The following is an 18,562-nucleotide window of genomic DNA, read 5'->3' on the forward strand; positions in this document are numbered from 1 at the left end:
ATTTTAAAGGAGACCACTATATGCGACTGACGATTTCCCGCAAATTCAGCCTGGTATTTTTGACACTGATCCTGATCAATTTGCTTGTAGGCGGAATAGGCGTTCTTAATATGCAGCATATCATTCAAAAAACAGATGAAATCAACACGAAATGGATTGACGGCATCAAAGACATTACCTCGATTAATTATGTAACCGAACACCTGTCTTCTAAAGAAAAGGACTTTCTGATTTATACAGACAAAAGTAAAATGGATACACTTGATCAAGAAATGAATCAAATCATGGAAGACATTAACCAAAAGCTTGATAGCTATAAAAAAACAATCTCCACTGATAAAGAGCAGAAACTGTTCGAGCAGCTTCAAACTGAAGTGAACACCTATATCGATATTCATGCGCAAATAATCGAGAGCGGCCGCACTAATGACATGGACAAAGCAAGAGGTTTATTGGTCCAAACTGAGACCAGTTTTGAGGATATGAAAAAAACAATCACTCAGCTTGTTGACTACAATAAAGAAGGCAGCAACACAGCAGTAAAAGAAACGAAGGCCGTCTATCAAAAAGGGCTCATTTATACTGCTCTGCTTGTGGCAGCTTCGATCATCGTCAGCATTTTCATCTGGCTTTATATCGCGCGAAACATTGTAAAGCCTATCATTCGCATGAAGGAGTCTGCCAATCATATTGCCAAGGGAGATTTGTCGAACGACATGGAGCCGCTCAACTCAAAAGACGAGCTGGGCGACCTGAATGAAGCCCTGCAAAAAATGGTAGGGAATCTGAGAGATATTGTCGGATATTCTAAAGACATCTCAAGCCGGGTTCTTTCTTCTTCACAGGTGCTTGCTACCGCAACGAACGAAACAAGATCCGGCAGCAAACATATTACTGAAACGATGAACGAAATGGCTGAGGGCTCTGAACAGCAAGCCCAAGACGCTGTGACGATTGCCGAATCGATGAATGAGTTTACCGAAAGCATTGATAAAGCCTATAATCACGGCATTACAATCAGCGATACGTCTCAAAACGTTCTCGAACTCGCGGTAAGCGGAAACGAAAATATGGATACGTCATTACAGCAAATGAAAACCATCCACCATATCGTTCAAGAAGCCGTGCATAAAGTGAGATCACTTGAACAGCATTCTCAGGATATCAACAAGCTCGTTCAGGTCATCAACGGGATTGCCGAGCAAACGAATTTGCTGTCCCTTAACGCCGCGATTGAAGCTGCCCGCGCAGGAGAAAGCGGCAAAGGCTTCGCCGTTGTGGCTGATGAAGTCAGAAAGCTGGCTGACGGCGTTTCTGATTCCGTGCAGGACATTACCCGGATTGTAAACGGGACACAGCAGGAAATCCACTCCGTTATTAAGTACTTGGAAAGCAGCTTTACAGAAGTCGAAAAAGGAACGGAAAACCTGACAGACACCGGACAGGCTATGCAGCATATCAAACAATCTGTCACTCATGTTGCTGACAGCATTAAGGAAGTTACGGATGGCCTGAAGCAGTTAACAAACCAATCGATTACCATCAATCAATCGATTGAAAATATCGCTTCTGTATCCGAAGAGTCGGCCGCCGGCATTGAAGAAACATTTTCAATTACCGAGCAATCCGCCCATTCGATGGATCAAGTGCTTCAAAATGCTGAGGAGTTGGAGCGGCTGGCGAAGGAGCTTAATGCAAAGATGGAGCAGTTTACAATTTAATTAGAAAAAAGAGGCTGGACTCCAGCCTCTTTTTCTATTCTATGCAGCTGATTGAACGTGTTTGGCTCTTGTTCTTTTTTTCTTCACCGGACTTAATGCCCGCTCCAGCCAGGCCATGAGCAAATCGGCTGCCACCGCCATCACCGCAGTCGGTATCGCCCCGGCTAGAATAATCGCAGTTCCGTTTGTCGCGTTCGATCCGCGGACGATCATGTCCCCAAGGCCTCCGGCGCCGACAAATGTGCCGATTGCTGTAATCCCGATGGCTATGACGAGAGCCGTGCGAAGGCCCGCCATGATGACAGAAAGCGCGAGCGGGAGCTCAACCATTCTGAGCACTTGGAATTTCGTCATGCCCATTGCTTTTCCCGATTCTAGGTAGGCATGCTCAATGCTGACAATCCCTGTGTACGTGTTTCGGATAATCGGAAGCAGGGAATACAGAAATAATGATACAATTACGGTATTTGCGCCGAGCCCCATAACAAGCATCAAGACGGCCAGCATGGCGAGCGCGGGGATTGTTTGAATAACGTTTGTTACGGCGAACACCCAAGCTGACAAACGGCGAAAATGCGCGATGAGGATTCCCGCCGGAACCCCGACGGCAGCGGCAAACAAAACGCCGTAAGCCGACATAAGAAAGTGGCGGCCGAATTCATCCATGACATAACTGCCATTCTGCGCGAAATACGTCATTAACTGTTCAAGCACGTTCATTGACCTCATCCCCCTTTCACGATTCAAAGTAGTGATGTTTTTCTAAATATTCCTTGGCAACGACAGACGGTTCCTTTAGATTGCCGTCGACTTCATAGTTAAGCGCCTGCATCGTGGCTGTGTCGATTTTTCCGATCATTTTCTTGATGATGCCTTCAAGCTCAGGATGTTCTTTGAGCACCTTTTCCGGAATAACCGGAGAGCAATCGTACGGCGGGAAAAATTGTTTATCGTCCTTCAGCATTTTGAGACCATAGGACTTGATTCTTCCATCGGTTGAATACGCAAGCACAATGTCCATTTTTCCGCTTTTCACCGCATCGTACACAAGGCCGATCTGCATTGGATACGTGCCGCCGAATGTCATACCGTAGGTTTTCGTAAAATCCTGATAGCCGTTTCCTTTGAGCTTCATCCAATAGTTATCGACGCCAAGTTTTAATTGCGGCGCCCGTTTTTTTACGTCTGATACAGTTTCTAAATGATATTGATCTGCCAGCTTTTTGCTGACCGTAAAGACGTACGTATTATCAAACCCGTAGGAGTCATACCATTTTAAATCGTATCTTTTTTTAAACTCCCGCTGAGTAAGCGCCAGCGCTTTGTCCGGGTCTTTTTCCGGTTGCATTCTCAATGTTCCTGTCAGCGCGTCTCCCGTATATCTTGTGGCTGCAATGTCGATTTCCCCGTTCATTAAAGCCTGCTGCTGCACCGCGTTGGAGCCAAGATTTTTAATTGTTGTTGTTTTGAGATCAGTATGGTGTTCGATCAACTGGCCAAGCATGCTGGCGATGATTTCTGATTCGCTCATGCTTTGCGCGCCAATTTTAATGGTCTGGTCTGGAGCGGCGCTGAGACCAGGAAGCGAACAGCCGCTCAACGTCAATGTTGCCGCAAGTGCTAAACCAATCATTAATGTAAGATATTTTCTTTTCATAAGCCGCCTCCTTATGACACTTCCTTCAACCTTTGCATGCCGGCAGGTGTCAGTTTTCGTTCAGACACTGCCAGCACATAATCAATCACAATCGCCAATATTGTGACGGGAACCGCGCCCCCGATGATATATTCCGGCTGATATAAATTTAGTCCGATAAAAATGTAATCACCCAATCCGCCGCCTCCGATAAAAGATGCAAGCGTGGCCCAGCCGATTAAGTAAATCGTCGATGTTCTAATTCCTGCCATGATCACTGGCGCGGCAAGCGGCAGCTCCACCAAGCGGACTTGTTCAGCCGGTGTCATTCCGATGCCTTTGCCAGACTCGAGCAAATTTTTGTTGACGCCGCGAATGCCGGTATACGTGTTGCGAAGTATTGGCAATACGGAATAGAAAAACAAAGCCACAATGGCTGGAACCTTCCCTACACCAAGGAGCGGGATAAAAAAGGCAAGGATAGCCAGACTCGGCAGCGTCTGAATGATATTCACAATGCCGATAATGGTGCCGGCTCCTTTTTTCATTCTGGTCAGCACAATGCCTAGGGGGACGGCAACCAGCACGCCTAAGATAACAGCAATGAGCGATATCGTAATATGCTCGTATGTTTTATAAAGAAGCTCGCCCCCGTTGGTTTGCAAAAATTGAACAATATGATGCATGACTTATCCCCTCCCTATGACAATACCGCGAGCTGCTTTTCTTCTCCCCAGAGGGAGTCATACACGATATCGACCAGACTTGCTCTCGTCACAATTCCGATTAAACGTCGGTTTTCATCCACAACAGGGACATATTTGACACCCCGTTTTAAAATTTTGCGGACCGTGTCGCGCAGCAATGTGCCTCCCAATACTGTGTATAGATCTTCATGTAAAACCTCTCCTACGAGATTGGCCTTTTTCCGGCATTGATCAATGATTTCAACATCGACATAACCTTGCAGAACGTGGTCGTCATCGACGACAAGCAATGAATCGACCCGTTCCTGCCTCATCAGCTGAATGGCCTCAGAAAGCGTTTTATCCGCGGTGATCATTACAGGCTGAGTATTCATAATCTGGTCAACCCGTTCAACATCCGGGCTGGATGACTGAATCAGCCGCTCCTTGCCGATAAATTCCTCAACAAATTCGTCTGCCGGATTTCTCAAAATGTCATCGGGCGTTCCAATTTGAACGATTTCTCCCGCTTTTAAAATCACAATCCGATCTGCCAGCTTAATTGCTTCGTCCATATCGTGGGTAACAAATACGATGGTTTTATGTAAGGTTTTTTGCAGTTTTTTAAATTCTTCCTGAAGGGAATCCCTCGTAATCGGGTCGAGTGCCCCGAACGGTTCATCCATTAAGATAAGCGGCGGCTCCGCGGCAAGTGCCCGTAATACACCAATTCGCTGCTGCTGCCCCCCGCTTAATTCATGAGGGTAACGGTCTAAATATTCTGGCCCCATATCGACCAATTTTAAAAGCTCACGCGCCCGCTCTTTCCGCTGCTGCTCCGGCCATTTCAGCAGTTTTGGGACGAGTGAGATATTCTGCTGAATGGTCATATGGGGAAACAGGCCGATTTGCTGAATCACATAGCCAATTTTGCGCCTGAGCTCTACAGGATCCTGTTCCATAATGTTTTCGCCGTCAATGAAAATCTTCCCGGCGGAAGGCTCAATTAATCGGTTAATCATTTTCATCGTTGTCGTTTTTCCGCAGCCGCTCGGCCCGATAAAACAGATAAATTCACCTTTTGCAATCTTAAGATTCACGTTGTTCACGGCTTTTTTGCCGCCCTTATATGTTTTCGAGACATTTTCTAATGTCAGCAAACATCGCACCTCCAAAATTAAATTTATTCAATTTGTTCAGTTTAAATTTAATTTTTCAGACAATTGAATGCTTTCCATTATAGATTAAAGTTTATAAAATAAAAAGTTTACAATTTGTTCATATTATTTATAAAGTATGTGTAAACGCTGATTTACCCGCATTGACGTGTGTTGATCTCCTTATTGCTCCAATTTCCTGCCAAATTCTCTTTTGACAGCATTTTCGCCGTATCAAAAATGTGGTATATTGACATCGGAATTGTTAGCTGAAAGGATGAAACCGTTGGAGAAAGATCCGTTAACGATCATTGAACAAGCCGAGGACCATTTTATAGAAAGAATTGCGGAAAACATGCATGCATTTGGAATGCCCTCTACCGTCGGACGTGTGCTGGGCATTATTTATATGAATCGAAAACCGATGACGCTTATGGAATTATCTGAGGCCACCGGCATGAGCAAAACACGCATGAGCCAGGTAGTGCGGGAAATGCTTGATGCCAATATCGCCGAGAAGGTGTTCGAAAAGGGCGTCCGAAAAGATTTATATGAGGTTGAACAGGATTACTATCAAACGTTTATCACGCTGTTTTCAGCCACTTGGAGCAAAGTCGTCAGCAAAAACAAAATGATGCATAAAAAACTCAATCGGGAGCTGCTTAGCGTGTTGGATGAAGAGCTTACTCCTGAAGCGGAAGAAAAAGTGAATGAACTGCTGAAGGAATTAAAGGAATGGCTCGATTATTATAATTGGCTCAGCCGTTTGATTGAGTTTTTTGAGAGCGAAGACATTTTTAAATATGTGCCGAAGCCGTAAAAAACGCCCTGTTATTACAAGGCGTTTTTTCTTATGCAGCACTGGCCAGGTTTTTCTTCTTTTTCTTTTTAATCGGGCTTAACGCTCGTTCAAGCCAGCCCATGACCAAATCGGCAATCACCGCCATCAAAGCTGTGGGGATTGCGCCCGCTAATATAATCGCGGTTCCGTTTGTGGCGTTTGATCCCCTGACGATGATGTCCCCGAGACCGCCTGCACCGACAAATGTCCCGATGGCCGTAATGCCGATGGCAATGACAAGCGCAGTGCGCAGGCCGGCCATTATGACCGAAAGCGCAAGCGGAAGCTCGACCATCCGCAGCACTTGAAATTTTGTCATCCCCATTGCTTTTCCGGATTCAAGATAAGCATGTTCAATGCTGATAATCCCTGTATACGTATTTCTGATAATCGGCAGAAGAGAATACAGAAATAATGACAATATCACCGTATTAGCGCCCAGCCCCATGACAAGCATCAGCACGGCGAGCATGGCGAGAGCCGGGATCGTCTGAATGACGTTCGTGACCGCAAAAACCCATCCGCTTAATTTTCTGTATCTGGCTACCAGGATGCCGAGCGGAATTCCAACAATGGCAGCAAATAAAACGCCGTACACCGACATCAGAAAATGGCGGTAAAACTCCTGCAGCACGTAACCGCCGTTTTGCGAATAGTAAGTGCCAAGCTGCTGTAGTACTTCCATATGATCCGCCTCTTTCCTTAGTCAAAATAATGATGTTTCTCTAAAAATTCCTTTGCTACGACAGACGGCTCCTTCAGCTTGCCATCCACCTCATAGTTCAGCTCCTGCATCGTTTCCGTATCGATTTGCCCAATCAGCTTATTGATCACACCCTCAAGCTCGGGATGCGCCTTAAGCACCTTTTCCGGAATCACTGGTGAACAGTCATACGGCGGGAAGAAACGCTTATCATCTTTTAAGATTTTCAAGTCATAGGCTTTAATCCGTCCATCCGTTGAATAAGCCAGAACGGCGTCCATTTTCCCGTTTTTGACTGCGTCATAGACTAGCCCGATCTGCATTGGATACGTTGTGCCGAACTCAAAGCCATATGTGCTGACAAAGCCTTTATACCCATCGCCTTTTCGTTTCAGCCAAGCATTGTCGACGCCTAATTTATATTGGGAGGCATTTTTCTTCAGGTCAGACACGGTGTTAATATGCTCCTTCTCCGCAAACTTTTTTGTTACGGTGAAGGCATATGTGTTATCAAAGCCGTAGGAATCAAACCATTTATAAGAAAAGCGCTTTTGAAACTCGTTCTGCACAATGTTCAGGGCTTTTTTCGGATCTTTCTCCGCTTCCTTGCCGAGGGTGCTTGTTAAATCAGTTCCGGAATAGCGCGTGGCAGAAATATCAATGTCACCGCCCAGCATCGCTTGGTGCTGCACATAGTTTGACCCGAGGTTTTTCACTAAAGCGGTATTCAAATCTGTATCATGTTCAATAAGCTGCGCGATCATATTCGCTACAATTTCTGATTCAGTCATGCTTTGCGCCCCGATTTTGATCGTGTCGTCTGAAGCGCCGCCGAGTCCCGGCAGAGAACAGCCGCTTAGCAGTATGACCAAACCTAGAGCGCACGCGCCAAGCCATTTGATTTTTTTCGTTTTCAACAGAGCCAACTCCTTACGAAACTTCCTTCATCCCTTGCAAGCCTTTCGGCGTCACCTTTCGTTCTGTCACAGCCAGCACATAATCAATGATAATGGCCAGAATTGTGACAGGCACGGCACCGCCAATGATATATTCAGGCTGATATAGGTTCAGGCCGATAAAAATATAGTCCCCGAGGCCGCCTCCCCCGATAAACGACGCAAGTGTCGCCCAGCCGATTAGGTAGATCGTTGATGTGCGGATACCCGCCATGATGATGGGAATCGCCAGCGGGATTTCGACGAGCCGAATCTGCTCCCAGCCGGTCATGCCAATCCCTTTTCCCGATTCCAGCAGGTTTTTATTTACACCTTTAATGCCGGTATACGTATTGCGCAGGATCGGCAGCACCGAATAGAAAAATAAAGCGACAATCGCCGGCACCTTTCCTACGCCGAGAAGCGGAATAAAAAAGGCTAAAATCGCAAGACTCGGCAGGGTTTGCACAATGTTTACGAAACCGATAACCGCACCTGCGCCTTTTTTCATTCTGGTAAGAGCAACACCGAGCGGCACCGCAACGATAATGCCCAATACAACGGCTATGAGTGAAATATATAAATGCTCTCCTGTTTTATACAGCAGCTCTCCGCCGTTCGTTTGCAAAAAAGTCATCATTTGATTCATCTTAAAAGAGCTCCTCCCCTGGTCAGATCGTCATGAGCTGGTTTTCCTCGTCGCCCCATATGGAATCGTACACGATATCAACAAGACTCGCTCTTGTCACAATCCCTGCTAAATGATTCTGTTCATCGACGACCGGAACATACTTGATCCCCTGCTTCAAAATTTTTCGGACTGTATCGCGAAGTAGCGCCCCTTTTTGAACGGTATATATATCTGAGCGGTATACATCGCCAACGATGCTCGCTTTTTTGCGGTTTTGATCAATCATTTCCACATCAACATAGCCCTTCAGCACGTTTTGCCGGTCCACAACTAGCAGCGAGTCAACACGTTTTTCTCTCATCAGCTGAATCGCCTGAGAAAGCGTTTTGTCCGCAGATACCGTCACCGGCGTTCTGTTCATCATTTGCTCTACCCGCTCAATATCCGGTCTTGACTGAATCAGGCGTTCTTTTCCGATAAATTCTTCAACAAATTCATTTGCCGGGTTCCGGAGAATCTCATCAGGTGTGCCGACTTGAACGATTTCTCCCGCTTTTAAAATCACGATTCTGTCAGCAAGCTTAATCGCTTCATCCATATCGTGGGTAACAAACACAATCGTTTTGTTTAGTGTTCTCTGCAGTTTTTTGAATTCTTCCTGAAGGGAATCACGCGTAATTGGATCAAGCGCTCCGAACGGTTCATCCATTAAAATGAGAGGGGGTTCCGCGGCAAGCGCGCGCAGCACGCCGATTCTTTGCTGCTGTCCGCCGCTGAGCTCATGGGGATAACGGTCTAAATACTCCGGACCCATATCCACAAGCTTTAACAGCTCTCGCGCCCGTTCTTTCCGTTTTTCCTCAGGCCATTTCAGCAGCTTTGGTACGAGTGAGATGTTCTGCTGGATGGTCATATGGGGGAACAAACCAATCTGCTGAATCACATAGCCGATTTTTCTCCTCAGCTCAACAGGGTCCTGTTCCATAATATTTTCTCCGTCGATAAAGATCCTTCCAGACGATGGTTCTATCAGCCTGTTGATCATCTTCATCGTTGTCGTTTTTCCGCAGCCGCTCGGGCCGATAAAACAGATAAACTCACCTTTGGCAATATCTAAATCAATGCTGTTCACAGCTTTTTTGCCGCCTTTATATACTTTTGACACTTGTTCCAATTTCAGCAATCCGTGCACCTCCGCAGGTTTCCATTAAATTTTCTGAAAAGTATAATCCTTATTATAATTTGAACTTTGTAAAATAAAAAGTTTACAATGTGTTGAAATTATATGTTATTTATAGATTATTTATTGTTATGACCGAGACGGAAAGGGTGTTCTTACAATTACGCCGGATACCTCCCACTTCCTCTGCATTCAGCTATTTTCAACATCAGGAAGAAATATGATATATTGACACCATCAATTGCCATTTGAAGGGATGATCAGCTGTGAAAAAAACCGCTCTCGACATCATTGAACATGCTGAAGAGCATCTCATTGAGAAGATTGCCGAAAATATGCATACGTTTGGAATGCCTTCAACTGTCGGACGTGTGCTCGGAATTATTTATATGAATCGAAAACCGATGACCTTAAGCGAGCTCTCTGAGGCTACGGGCATGAGCAAAACACGGATGAGCCAGGTTGTCCGTGAAATGATCGATGCCAATATCGCCGAAAAGGTGTTTGAAAAAGGCGTACGAAAAGACCTTTATGACGTCGAGCAGGATTATTATCAAACCTTCATTTCTTTATTCGCGGCCAATTGGACAAAGGTCGTGAGCAAAAACAAAGTGCTTTATAAAAAATTAAACCGGGAGCTGACTGATCTTTTACAAAGGGACGGGCTCACCCCGGAAGCGGAAGAGAAGGTTAATCAGCTGCTGAATGAATTAAAAGAATGGCTTCATTACTATGACTGGCTGAGCAGGTTGATTGAATTTTTTGAGAGTGAGGAAATCTTTCAATATGTGCCGAAAACAAAAGAAAGCAGCTCTCTAAAATAAGGGAGCTGCTTTTTTGCATCATGAGGTTAAGACCGGAAACATGCCTTTCAGCCCGGCACCAATCATCCCGACCGCGACCACGGCTAAGATTAATCCCATCAGTCTGGTAATCACATTCATCTCGGTTTTTCCGAGTTTGCTGCTAATGAATGCAGAATAGTGGAAAAAGAGAAAGGTCAGGGCAATCACTGCAGCTATGCCAATCATGACAGCGACATAATGACCGATGCCGCTATGACCGGCGGAAAGGCTCATCACTGTTGCAATCGTTCCGGGCCCAGCAATAATCGGAATGGATAAAGGCGTGACGGATATATCGGCTTTTTCCTTGCTTTCCTTATGTTCATCATGATGAAGAGATTGCACGTGTGATTCTTTCGCATTCAATAGATTATAGGCAATGCCGAAAATGAATATGCCGCCCGCCACTCGGAGCGCGTGAATGTTGATATCAAACAGTTTAAAGATAAGATGGCCGAAAACCAAAAAAGCCGCGAGAATAAAAAAGGATAAAATAGCTGCCTTCCGGGCAATCGCTTTTCTTTCCGCTGATGTATAGCCTTCTGTCAGCGTCAGAAATATCGGTACGTTTCCGATCGGATTTGATACTGCGAATAAAGAAATGAAGACGTGAACGATGAATGAGAACATCATATACCTCCTTGTTGGTATTGTCTGCACAGAAAATAGAATTATTCTTCCCCCTTTTACCCGGAGGTGATTTCCCGGTAAACCTTTATAGCCTGTTAGAAACGCTACTCTTATTCGCAATATAAAATCTCTGACGTTTTTCTTGAAACTGCCGGAAAAGTCGATTTGGATGTTGAAATTAAGTTTAAGCTGGGCGGTGAACAATTCGACATTGATGTCCACAGTGACGATTCTTCCCATACCCGCCCTGAGCACGTCAATTGAAACGCAATATAAAGACTGACCGAATTCGGATTCACTTGGCTGACATCCGTTCGCTCGCAGTATCATATCAAGGATTTTGGAGATGTATTTGAGAAATATATGAATAACTAGCATAAAAAAAGACACAGCTGCTATAAGGCTCGTGTCTTTTTTTGTATGAATATTGATTACTTTACAACTTTTTTCTTTTATAATAAAACTATTAGTCTATTTTCCCTATATTACAGGTAAAGGAGTTATTTTATGTATTGTCCTCAATGCGGCCATCAAACTGATGGCGGAAAGTTTTGTGAGAAATGCGGTTCGCCGCTCCCTGGTCAACCAGGCCAACAGCAGACATCTCAGACTGGAGCCGCTGCAAAACAAGCAGCAAAACAGTTCGGTTCATTTGTCCTGGCCGTCCTGAAACGCCCTTATCAGGAATGTAAAGCAACAGGCGGAGAGCAGTTGATCAGCGCGGTGATTACGCTGGTTCTTTTCAGTTTGCTGACCCCTTTGATGTTTTATATTCTTTTTTCAGACGGTCCCGGAAGCGTAAGCTTTACAGCAATCTTCTTAGAGCCAACCATTTATTTTATTTTATTTCTATTTGGCCTGCATGCATGCATTTTTTTCGCCCTGAAAATCGCGGGGAACCAAGTGTCTTTTAAAGATTCATTCTCAAGATTCGGAGCGTTTCTCATTCCGTTTACGGCTATTTTGATTCTTGCCCTTTTCTTCTTTTTATTACATACAGACATTTGCTTTACTATATTAGCCGTTGGTTTAATCGGTGCATTCTTCGCCATTCCTCCTGCGATGCTGAGCAGTTACCAGCATTCGTATAAAGGGAAGGTTGATGTCATTTACTCAACGATTGTGATTTATCTGATCATCTGCGTCACATTTCAGCTTATTATCGAACACTATGTCAAAGAGATTTTCCGTTATATGCTCTTTTAAAAAGAACCCCATCACCTGCTGGCGATGGGGTTCTTTTATTGAATAGACGTTAAGTATATTCTTCCGTTCTTCACTACACCGGTATAGGTCCAATTATATGTTCTGAGCTTTGGACTGCCGCCTGATTTTGTGATTTCGAATTCTTCGTATGTTTTAATTGTGATATTCGAGCCGCTTTGACTAAAGCTTTTGACCTCTACATCAATAAATACTTCAGTCGTCCCCTCGCTATACAATTTCTTAACTAGTTTCTGCTGATCAGCATATAATGTGCTTCCTTTTTCCAAATTACCTTCCATCACTGCAAATTCATTTAAACTCACAGCACTTGATTGATTTGTCAGATAATCAACCATAAATGATGTCACTTGCTCTTTTGTAAGTGTGTCGGAATTAACTTTGGACTCATTTGATGACGCCCAAGCGGAGGTGTATATTTTAGGATTTTCATTTTTAAGAGTTTTTATATGGTCTCCTATGGAATCAGAAGTGGTCTCCGCACTCTCAAGCTTCCATTCTTGTTGTTTTTTATCATAAGACAAATAATAACGATAAGCTGTATGTTCTTGTTTCATCTCAGGTTCTGTATAATCATCAAAATAAGCTGATTCGTGAAGTTCATTTCCGTTCACTGAAACAATCCATTGTCCCTTGTCACTTTGTGAAATAGCAAATGAATCAAGATCGTAATCTGTTTCTATATATTTATCCTTATAATACATATGATTGCTCTTCATCTCTGAAATTTGTTTTTTCGTTTGAGCTTTAACATCGGATACAGCTTTTGTCATCTGTTCGGTTTTCCCATTGGAAAAGGCAGCCGTGTATTGCTCAGTCGCCTTATTAATGGTTTCTATGATGTTTTCTTTTGTTTCTTTATCGGGAACTAATCTCATCTTCATGTCGCTACCTGTAATTGGCATTGCATCAGTCATTTGCTTTCCCCATGGAAAGTCAGTTTTCACAGTCGCCGACATACTGCCATCAGTCAAAAGAGGGCCATATGTAAAAGTTTTGAATGGATCTTTATGAATCGACTTGCCGTTAATCAGCAAATCTCCCTTCCCGCTCTTAATGTCATCCGCTAAGCTGAATGTCACATCGTCTGCTTCCAATGAGAGATCTACACGAAAGCTGTTATCGCCAACCGCCTGAATGTCTTCTTTTTTCACAAGATCGACGACATCGTTTTTCAGTTTGGCTGAGACTGTATATTCACCGGGAATGTACGGACCAAGGGTTTGTGCTTGATCGGCTTTCTTTACAGATCCGGCTTCCTCTTTATTGACATATAAATCGGTATTTTTATAATTGCTAGTTACTTCAAAATAAACAGGTGCTATCATTAAGTCGTAATGATCGAATACCAGCAGGCTTTTCCCGTCTTTTTCCGCATATACGATGTCCTTCTGGGCTGCTTCATCACGCAGCGATGCAAAAAGTTCATCCTTTTTGTCTGGATGGTCCTTCAAATATGTAAGAAACGGTTTTACATTGTTTTTAGTGAGCTTCAGCTTGTCATTTACCGGTGTGAGAAGAGACGCGATTTGGTCCTTGTCCTCATCATTTACGGCCTGCTCAAACTTGTCAATTAACCTATCCTTTGAAGTAAAGTACGCTCCGGTTTTATATGCGGCAAATAATATAACGCACGCTGCGGCAATGCTGCTCCATAAAATGATGGTTTTCTTAGGAATCGGTTTTCGCGGAGCCTGCCTCGTTTCGGCAGTGCTTGCTGTTTCTGGATCGGCCTGTTTACTGCTCCCTCCGATCGGGATGCCGCATTCTTTACAAAACTTGGCCCCTTCATTATTCTTGGTACCGCAATTCTTGCAAAAAAACATGACTTTCCTCCTATTCTACTGAATTGATAACATTTACTACTTTTCATATTTTATAATAAAACAGAATGAAATTGGGAACGAATGAAAAAATTAAATGTCTATCAGACTAAAAAAGGTGGTAAGAATATGCAAAAGCTCAGGATCGAATTAAGAGAAGATACAAATGACGAATTATATGATCTATTGCTGCTCGCCGATCCGTCCAAAGACATTGTAGATGAATACCTTGAGAGGGGAGAATGTTACACGGCTTGGGCCGATGATGAGCTTGCAGGTGTTTATGTGTTGCTAAAAACAAGGCCGCAAACGGTTGAAATTGTAAATATTGCCGTAAAAGAATCTCTTCAGAAGAAGGGCTTTGGCAAACAGCTTGTACTTGACGCCATCGAAAAGGCGAAGGATCTGGGGGCGGACACAATTGAAATCGGCACGGGGAATTCAAGCATTCATCAGCTTTCTCTCTATCAAAAATGCGGATTCCGCCTTCAGGCAATCGACCATGATTTCTTTATCAGACACTATGATGAAGAGATTTTTGAAAACGGGATTCAATGCCGCGATATGGTGAGGCTTTATTTGGATCTTTTATAAAAGAGCTGATGGCTTTTTTCCCGGTATCCCGCTGCATTCCATGTCTCACTGATATGATAAAAAAAAGCCAGCATGAGAGTCAGACCGACAGACAGATATAATCAGCATCCATAAAAACTAGAAGGCCTGTGTAAACAGCTGCTGAAAGAGGTTCTACAATCAGAAAAAGTGAGGAAATTCTTCCGAAGTATTCAAGTCGGGACAGTCTTTAAAAAATACATATCTGTTTGTACATCAATATAGGAAATAGACAGGAGGAGAATAAAAGCTGGAGCTAGGAAAGTTTGCATAAAAAAACCGCCGAGACTTAACTCGGCGGTCTTTTTATTACTTGTTTAAGTTGTAGAAAGAGTTGATACCGTGGTATTGAGCAGTTTCAGCCAACTGATCTTCGATGCGAAGAAGCTGGTTGTATTTCGCAACACGGTCCGTACGAGACGGAGCACCTGTTTTGATTTGTCCTGCGTTTGTTGCCACAGCGATGTCAGCGATTGTGCTGTCTTCAGTTTCACCAGAACGGTGAGAGATAACAGCTGTGTAGCCTGCGCGTTTCGCCATTTCGATTGCATCGAATGTTTCAGTCAATGTACCGATTTGGTTTACTTTGATCAGGATAGAGTTGCCTACGCCGTTTTTAATACCTTCAGCAAGTTTTTTCGTGTTTGTAACGAAGAGGTCATCACCGACAAGCTGAACTTTTTTGCCAAGACGCTCAGTAAGAAGCTTGTGGCCTTCCCAGTCGTTTTCGTCAAGTCCGTCTTCGATAGAGATGATTGGGTATTTAGAAACCATTTCTTCGTACCAGTCAACCATTTCAGCAGATGTTTTCACAACGCCTTCGCCAGACAGATGGTATTTGCCGTCTTCTTTGTTGTAGAACTCAGAAGATGCAGCATCCATTGCAAGTTTCACTTCTTCGCCAGGTTTGAAGCCGGCTTTTTCGATTGCTTCAACGATTGTTTGAAGCGCTTCTTCGTTAGAACCAAGGTTTGGAGCGAATCCGCCTTCATCACCTACAGCTGTGTTCATTCCTTTAGCAGAAAGAACTGATTTCAGGCTGTGGAAGATTTGAGCGCCCATGCGAAGTGCTTCACGGAAGTTAGGAGCACCTACAGGCATGATCATGAATTCTTGAATATCCACGTTGTTATCAGCATGCTCTCCGCCGTTTACGATGTTCATCATCGGTACAGGAAGAGTTTTTGAGTTGAATCCTCCAAGGTATTGGTAAAGAGGAATCTGTAAGAAATCAGCAGCAGCACGCGCACAAGCCATAGATACGCCAAGGATTGCGTTCGCACCAAGTTTGCCTTTGTTTTCAGTGCCGTCAAGCTCGATTAAAAGCTGATCGATTGCGTTTTGTTCAGTTACATCAAAGCCAAGAAGCTCTGGAGCAATGATTTCGTTTACGTTGTTAACAGCTGTTAACACGCCTTTTCCAAGGTAACGGTCTTTGTCGCCGTCACGAAGCTCAACCGCTTCGTATTCACCTGTAGAAGCTCCGCTTGGCACTAATGCGCGGCCGAAAGCTCCTGTTTCTGTATATACTTCAACTTCAACTGTTGGGTTGCCGCGGGAGTCTAATACTTCGCGTGCATAAACATCAACAATGTATGGCATGAGTTTTGTCTCTCCTTTTGATTTTCAAATTATTTTTGAATTAAAGATGTTCCTGTCATTTCTTTCGGTTTTTCAACACCGAGAAGGTCTAATAACGTTGGTGCAAGGTCTCCTAGGATTCCGCCTTCACGCAGCGTAACGCCTTCTTTCGTTACAATCACAGGGACTGGGTTTGTTGTATGCGCAGTGTGCGGTTCGCCTGATTCTGTAATCAGAATGTCAGCATTACCGTGATCAGCGGTAATGATAGCGTGTCCGCCTTTAGCGAGAATCGCGTCAACGACTTCGCCTAAGCATTCGTCCACTGCTTCAATTGCTTTAATTGTTGGTTCAACCATTCCGGAGTGGCCGACCATATCAGGGTTTGCGAAGTTCAGAATGATCGCGTCATGCTTGTCAGCTTCAATTTCTTTGACAAGCGCGTCTTTCACTTCATACGCACTCATTTCAGGCTTCAAGTCATACGTTGCAACTTTAGGCGAGTTGATGAGAATACGCTCTTCACCCGGGAATTCAGCTTCACGGCCGCCGCTCATAAAGAACGTGACATGCGGATACTTTTCAGTCTCTGCAATTCGAAGCTGTTTTAATCCGTGCTGAGATAATACTTCTCCGACTGTGTTATCAAGATTTATCGGTTTAAACGCTACATAGCCGTCAACTGTTTCACTAAAGTGAGTCAGGCAGACGAAATACAGGTTCTTTGGATAATTCTCGCCGCGGTCGAATTCACGGAAGTCTTTGTTTGTGAACGTGTTGGAAATCTGGATGGCGCGGTCCGGTCTGAAATTATAGAAAATCACAGAATCGCCGTCTTGGATTTTCGCAACAGGCTCACCGTTTTCTTTTGTGATGACAGATGGAATCACGAATTCATCGTAGATACCATTTGCATATGAATCATCAACAACATCTAGGGCGCTGCGGTAAGATGGGCCTTCGCCGTACGCCATTGCGCGGTACGCTTTTTCTACACGGTCCCAGCGTTTGTCGCGGTCCATAGAGTAGTAACGTCCGGAAATACTGGCGATTTCACCCACACCGATTTCCTTGATTTGATCGTTCAACTGGTTGATGTACGTTTTCGCTGTCTGCGGACCTACATCACGGCCGTCAAGGAAGCCATGGATATAAACCTTTGTCAGCCCTTCTTTTTTCGCAAGCTTTAACAGTGCGAATAAATGGTTGATATGGCTGTGCACGCCTCCGTCGGATAAAAGACCGAACAGGTGCAAGGCTTTGTTGTTTTCTTTCGCGTTGCTGATCGCGTCAAGGAATGTTTGATTGCGTTCGAACTCTCCTTCACGAATGGCAACATTTACGCGTGTTAAGCTTTGGTACACAATACGTCCCGCACCGATATTTAAGTGACCTACTTCGGAGTTCCCCATTTGCCCTTCAGGAAGACCTACAGCCTCGCCTGAAGCAGTCAATGTTTGATGAGGATACTGGTTCCAATAGCGGTCAAAATTCGGTTTTTTCGCTAAAGCGACAGCGTTCCCTACTGTTTCGTTACGTAATCCGAACCCATCAAGAATGATGAGTGCAGCTGGTTTTTTACTCATATTGACCTTCCTCCAATAATTGAACGAATGACTGTGGCTCAAGGCTCGCGCCGCCGACCAAAGCACCGTCAATATCGGACTCTGCCATATATTCTTTAATGTTTGCAGGCTTTACGCTTCCGCCATATTGGATGCGAAGCTTGTCTGCAGCTTCTTGGCTGAAGCTTTCAGCGACGGTTTTACGGATATGCGCACACACGTCATTCGCATCTTTCGCTGTAGAAGATTTGCCTGTTCCGATTGCCCAGATTGGCTCATACGCAATAACAGAAGCAGCAACTTGTTCTTCAGAAAGACCAGCAAGGCCTTTTGTCACTTGGTCAGCAACAAGATCATTTGTTTTGCCGGCTTCACGCTCTTCAAGCGTTTCACCTACACAGATGATCGGCACAATGCCGTGTTTGAAAGCTGCGTGTGCTTTTTTGTTAACTGTTTCATCAGTTTCAGCGAACATTTCACGGCGCTCAGAGTGGCCGATGACGCAGTAGTCAACGCCAAGGTCTTTCAGAGCAACCGGGCTGATTTCGCCTGTGAACGCGCCGCTTTCTTCGAAGTGCATGTTTTGAGCGCCGACTTTTAGGTCAGTGCCTTTAACAGCAGAAGCAAGCTTTTCTAAGAAAAGTGCTGGCGCGCAAACAACAGCTTCAGCTTTGTCTGCTGCTGGAATGGAAGATTTCACTTCTTCAACGAAGCTGACAGCTTCGCCGAGTGTTTTGTTCATTTTCCAGTTACCGGCGATAATTGGTTTTCTCATCTGTTCCACTTCCTTAT

18 protein-coding genes and 1 pseudogene are annotated in these 18,562 nt (G+C 44.4%); 6 read left to right on the forward strand and 13 right to left on the reverse strand.

Annotated features, from left to right (window positions below):
• The first annotated feature begins 20 nt into the window (after window positions 1–20).
• On the forward strand, window positions 21–1,721 hold the full coding sequence (locus tag JQX68_RS17270) for a methyl-accepting chemotaxis protein (RefSeq protein WP_147772539.1): 1,701 nt from the start codon (window positions 21–23) through the stop codon (window positions 1,719–1,721).
• Window positions 1,722–1,760: 39 nt separating this feature from the next.
• On the opposite strand, the gene opuBD is transcribed toward JQX68_RS17270, so the two are convergent.
• Genes opuBD through opuBA form a run of 4 tightly spaced genes read right to left on the reverse strand, consistent with a single transcriptional unit; the run spans window position 1,761 to window position 5,203 of the window.
• Window positions 1,761–2,441: a choline ABC transporter permease OpuBD gene (gene opuBD / locus JQX68_RS17275; RefSeq protein WP_147772540.1), complete on the reverse strand. Its 681-nt coding sequence runs from the start codon at window positions 2,439–2,441 to the stop codon at window positions 1,761–1,763.
• A 16-nt stretch (window positions 2,442–2,457) separates the two neighbouring features.
• Entirely contained in the window at window positions 2,458–3,378 is a 921-nt protein-coding gene (opuBC, locus tag JQX68_RS17280) for a choline ABC transporter substrate-binding lipoprotein OpuBC (RefSeq protein WP_069150324.1), read from the reverse strand.
• 11 nt (window positions 3,379–3,389) lie between these two features.
• Entirely contained in the window at window positions 3,390–4,043 is a 654-nt protein-coding gene (opuBB, locus tag JQX68_RS17285; protein WP_147772541.1) for a choline ABC transporter permease OpuBB, read from the reverse strand.
• Window positions 4,044–4,057: 14 nt separating this feature from the next.
• Window positions 4,058–5,203 (reverse strand): choline ABC transporter ATP-binding protein OpuBA, encoded by a 1,146-nt coding sequence (gene opuBA, locus JQX68_RS17290; RefSeq protein WP_014665403.1) that lies wholly within the window; start codon window positions 5,201–5,203, stop codon window positions 4,058–4,060.
• Window positions 5,204–5,486: 283 nt separating this feature from the next.
• Between opuBA and JQX68_RS17295 the strand changes: the two genes are divergently transcribed.
• A complete protein-coding gene (locus JQX68_RS17295) occupies window positions 5,487–6,020 on the forward strand; it encodes a GbsR/MarR family transcriptional regulator (protein ID WP_014665404.1) in 534 nt (177 codons plus the stop codon).
• 31 nt (window positions 6,021–6,051) lie between these two features.
• On the opposite strand, the gene opuCD is transcribed toward JQX68_RS17295, so the two are convergent.
• From opuCD to opuCA, 4 genes are read right to left on the reverse strand one after another with little or no spacing between them, the layout of a single operon-like run.
• Window positions 6,052–6,726 carry a glycine betaine/carnitine/choline/choline sulfate ABC transporter permease OpuCD gene (gene opuCD / locus JQX68_RS17300; RefSeq protein WP_014665405.1) on the reverse strand — a complete coding sequence of 225 codons (675 nt, stop codon included), beginning with the start codon at window positions 6,724–6,726 and terminating at the stop codon, window positions 6,052–6,054.
• Between the two features lie 17 nt (window positions 6,727–6,743).
• A complete protein-coding gene (gene opuCC, locus JQX68_RS17305) occupies window positions 6,744–7,661 on the reverse strand; it encodes an osmoprotectant ABC transporter substrate-binding lipoprotein OpuCC (RefSeq protein ID WP_071582318.1) in 918 nt (305 codons plus the stop codon).
• 13 nt (window positions 7,662–7,674) lie between these two features.
• Window positions 7,675–8,328 (reverse strand): glycine betaine/carnitine/choline/choline sulfate ABC transporter permease OpuCB, encoded by a 654-nt coding sequence (gene opuCB, locus JQX68_RS17310; protein ID WP_003228349.1) that lies wholly within the window; start codon window positions 8,326–8,328, stop codon window positions 7,675–7,677.
• A 22-nt stretch (window positions 8,329–8,350) separates the two neighbouring features.
• Window positions 8,351–9,493: an osmoprotectant ABC transporter ATP-binding protein OpuCA gene (opuCA, locus tag JQX68_RS17315; protein WP_003243370.1), complete on the reverse strand. Its 1,143-nt coding sequence runs from the start codon at window positions 9,491–9,493 to the stop codon at window positions 8,351–8,353.
• Between the two features lie 263 nt (window positions 9,494–9,756).
• Here opuCA and opcR point away from each other — a divergent pair, with 263 nt between their 5' ends.
• Window positions 9,757–10,314, forward strand: coding sequence for an opuC operon transcriptional regulator OpcR (opcR, locus tag JQX68_RS17320; protein WP_014665408.1), 558 nt, complete (start codon window positions 9,757–9,759; stop codon window positions 10,312–10,314).
• Between the two features lie 18 nt (window positions 10,315–10,332).
• On the opposite strand, the gene JQX68_RS17325 is transcribed toward opcR, so the two are convergent.
• Window positions 10,333–10,968: an NAAT family transporter gene (locus JQX68_RS17325; protein WP_080478277.1), complete on the reverse strand. Its 636-nt coding sequence runs from the start codon at window positions 10,966–10,968 to the stop codon at window positions 10,333–10,335.
• Window positions 10,969–11,064: 96 nt separating this feature from the next.
• On the opposite strand from JQX68_RS17325, the pseudogene JQX68_RS17330 reads away from it, so the two are divergent.
• Both JQX68_RS17330 and JQX68_RS17335 read left to right on the forward strand, forming a co-directional pair.
• Window positions 11,065–11,340 (forward strand): annotated as a pseudogene (locus JQX68_RS17330) (YvbH-like oligomerization domain-containing protein); the annotation flags it as partial.
• 132 nt (window positions 11,341–11,472) lie between these two features.
• Window positions 11,473–12,171, forward strand: coding sequence for a zinc ribbon domain-containing protein (locus JQX68_RS17335; RefSeq protein WP_014665411.1), 699 nt, complete (start codon window positions 11,473–11,475; stop codon window positions 12,169–12,171).
• A 35-nt stretch (window positions 12,172–12,206) separates the two neighbouring features.
• Here JQX68_RS17335 and JQX68_RS17340 read toward each other — a convergent pair whose 3' ends face one another.
• Window positions 12,207–14,015 carry a zinc ribbon domain-containing protein gene (locus JQX68_RS17340; RefSeq protein ID WP_014665412.1) on the reverse strand — a complete coding sequence of 603 codons (1,809 nt, stop codon included), beginning with the start codon at window positions 14,013–14,015 and terminating at the stop codon, window positions 12,207–12,209.
• Between the two features lie 126 nt (window positions 14,016–14,141).
• On the opposite strand from JQX68_RS17340, the gene JQX68_RS17345 reads away from it, so the two are divergent.
• The gene (locus JQX68_RS17345; protein ID WP_014665413.1) at window positions 14,142–14,606 is read left to right on the forward strand and encodes a GNAT family N-acetyltransferase; all 465 of its coding nucleotides are present in this window, start codon (window positions 14,142–14,144) and stop codon (window positions 14,604–14,606) included.
• Window positions 14,607–14,933: 327 nt separating this feature from the next.
• On the opposite strand, the gene eno is transcribed toward JQX68_RS17345, so the two are convergent.
• From eno to tpiA, 3 genes are read right to left on the reverse strand one after another with little or no spacing between them, the layout of a single operon-like run.
• Entirely contained in the window at window positions 14,934–16,226 is a 1,293-nt protein-coding gene (gene eno, locus JQX68_RS17350) for a phosphopyruvate hydratase (protein ID WP_003151625.1), read from the reverse strand.
• 29 nt (window positions 16,227–16,255) lie between these two features.
• Window positions 16,256–17,791 carry a 2,3-bisphosphoglycerate-independent phosphoglycerate mutase gene (gene gpmI / locus JQX68_RS17355; protein WP_040081790.1) on the reverse strand — a complete coding sequence of 512 codons (1,536 nt, stop codon included), beginning with the start codon at window positions 17,789–17,791 and terminating at the stop codon, window positions 16,256–16,258.
• Window positions 17,784–18,545 carry a triose-phosphate isomerase gene (gene tpiA, locus JQX68_RS17360; protein ID WP_205440353.1) on the reverse strand — a complete coding sequence of 254 codons (762 nt, stop codon included), beginning with the start codon at window positions 18,543–18,545 and terminating at the stop codon, window positions 17,784–17,786. The genes gpmI and tpiA overlap by 8 nt, the downstream gene beginning before the upstream one ends.
• Window positions 18,546–18,562: the final 17 nt, after the last annotated feature.

Origin of the sequence: Bacillus sp. LJBS06 (genome assembly GCF_016924995.1) — a bacterium.
Lineage (GTDB): Bacteria > Bacillota > Bacilli > Bacillales > Bacillaceae > Bacillus > Bacillus stercoris.

What these genes read in the sequence shown, in the direction of transcription:
- tpiA (WP_205440353.1), bottom strand. Translation starts at nt 18,545, where the DNA reads ATGAGAAAACCAATTATCGCCGGTAACTGGAAAATGAACAAAACACTC.
- JQX68_RS17325 (WP_080478277.1), bottom strand. Translation starts at nt 10,968, where the DNA reads ATGATGTTCTCATTCATCGTTCACGTCTTCATTTCTTTATTCGCAGTA.
- JQX68_RS17270 (WP_147772539.1), top strand. Translation starts at nt 21, where the DNA reads ATGCGACTGACGATTTCCCGCAAATTCAGCCTGGTATTTTTGACACTG.
- eno (WP_003151625.1), bottom strand. Translation starts at nt 16,226, where the DNA reads ATGCCATACATTGTTGATGTTTATGCACGCGAAGTATTAGACTCCCGC.
- opuCD (WP_014665405.1), bottom strand. Translation starts at nt 6,726, where the DNA reads ATGGAAGTACTACAGCAGCTTGGCACTTACTATTCGCAAAACGGCGGT.
- opuCB (WP_003228349.1), bottom strand. Translation starts at nt 8,328, where the DNA reads ATGAATCAAATGATGACTTTTTTGCAAACGAACGGCGGAGAGCTGCTG.
- JQX68_RS17340 (WP_014665412.1), bottom strand. Translation starts at nt 14,015, where the DNA reads ATGTTTTTTTGCAAGAATTGCGGTACCAAGAATAATGAAGGGGCCAAG.
- opuBD (WP_147772540.1), bottom strand. Translation starts at nt 2,441, where the DNA reads ATGAACGTGCTTGAACAGTTAATGACGTATTTCGCGCAGAATGGCAGT.
- JQX68_RS17345 (WP_014665413.1), top strand. Translation starts at nt 14,142, where the DNA reads ATGCAAAAGCTCAGGATCGAATTAAGAGAAGATACAAATGACGAATTA.
- JQX68_RS17335 (WP_014665411.1), top strand. Translation starts at nt 11,473, where the DNA reads ATGTATTGTCCTCAATGCGGCCATCAAACTGATGGCGGAAAGTTTTGT.
- opuBC (WP_069150324.1), bottom strand. Translation starts at nt 3,378, where the DNA reads ATGAAAAGAAAATATCTTACATTAATGATTGGTTTAGCACTTGCGGCA.
- gpmI (WP_040081790.1), bottom strand. Translation starts at nt 17,791, where the DNA reads ATGAGTAAAAAACCAGCTGCACTCATCATTCTTGATGGGTTCGGATTA.
- opuBB (WP_147772541.1), bottom strand. Translation starts at nt 4,043, where the DNA reads ATGCATCATATTGTTCAATTTTTGCAAACCAACGGGGGCGAGCTTCTT.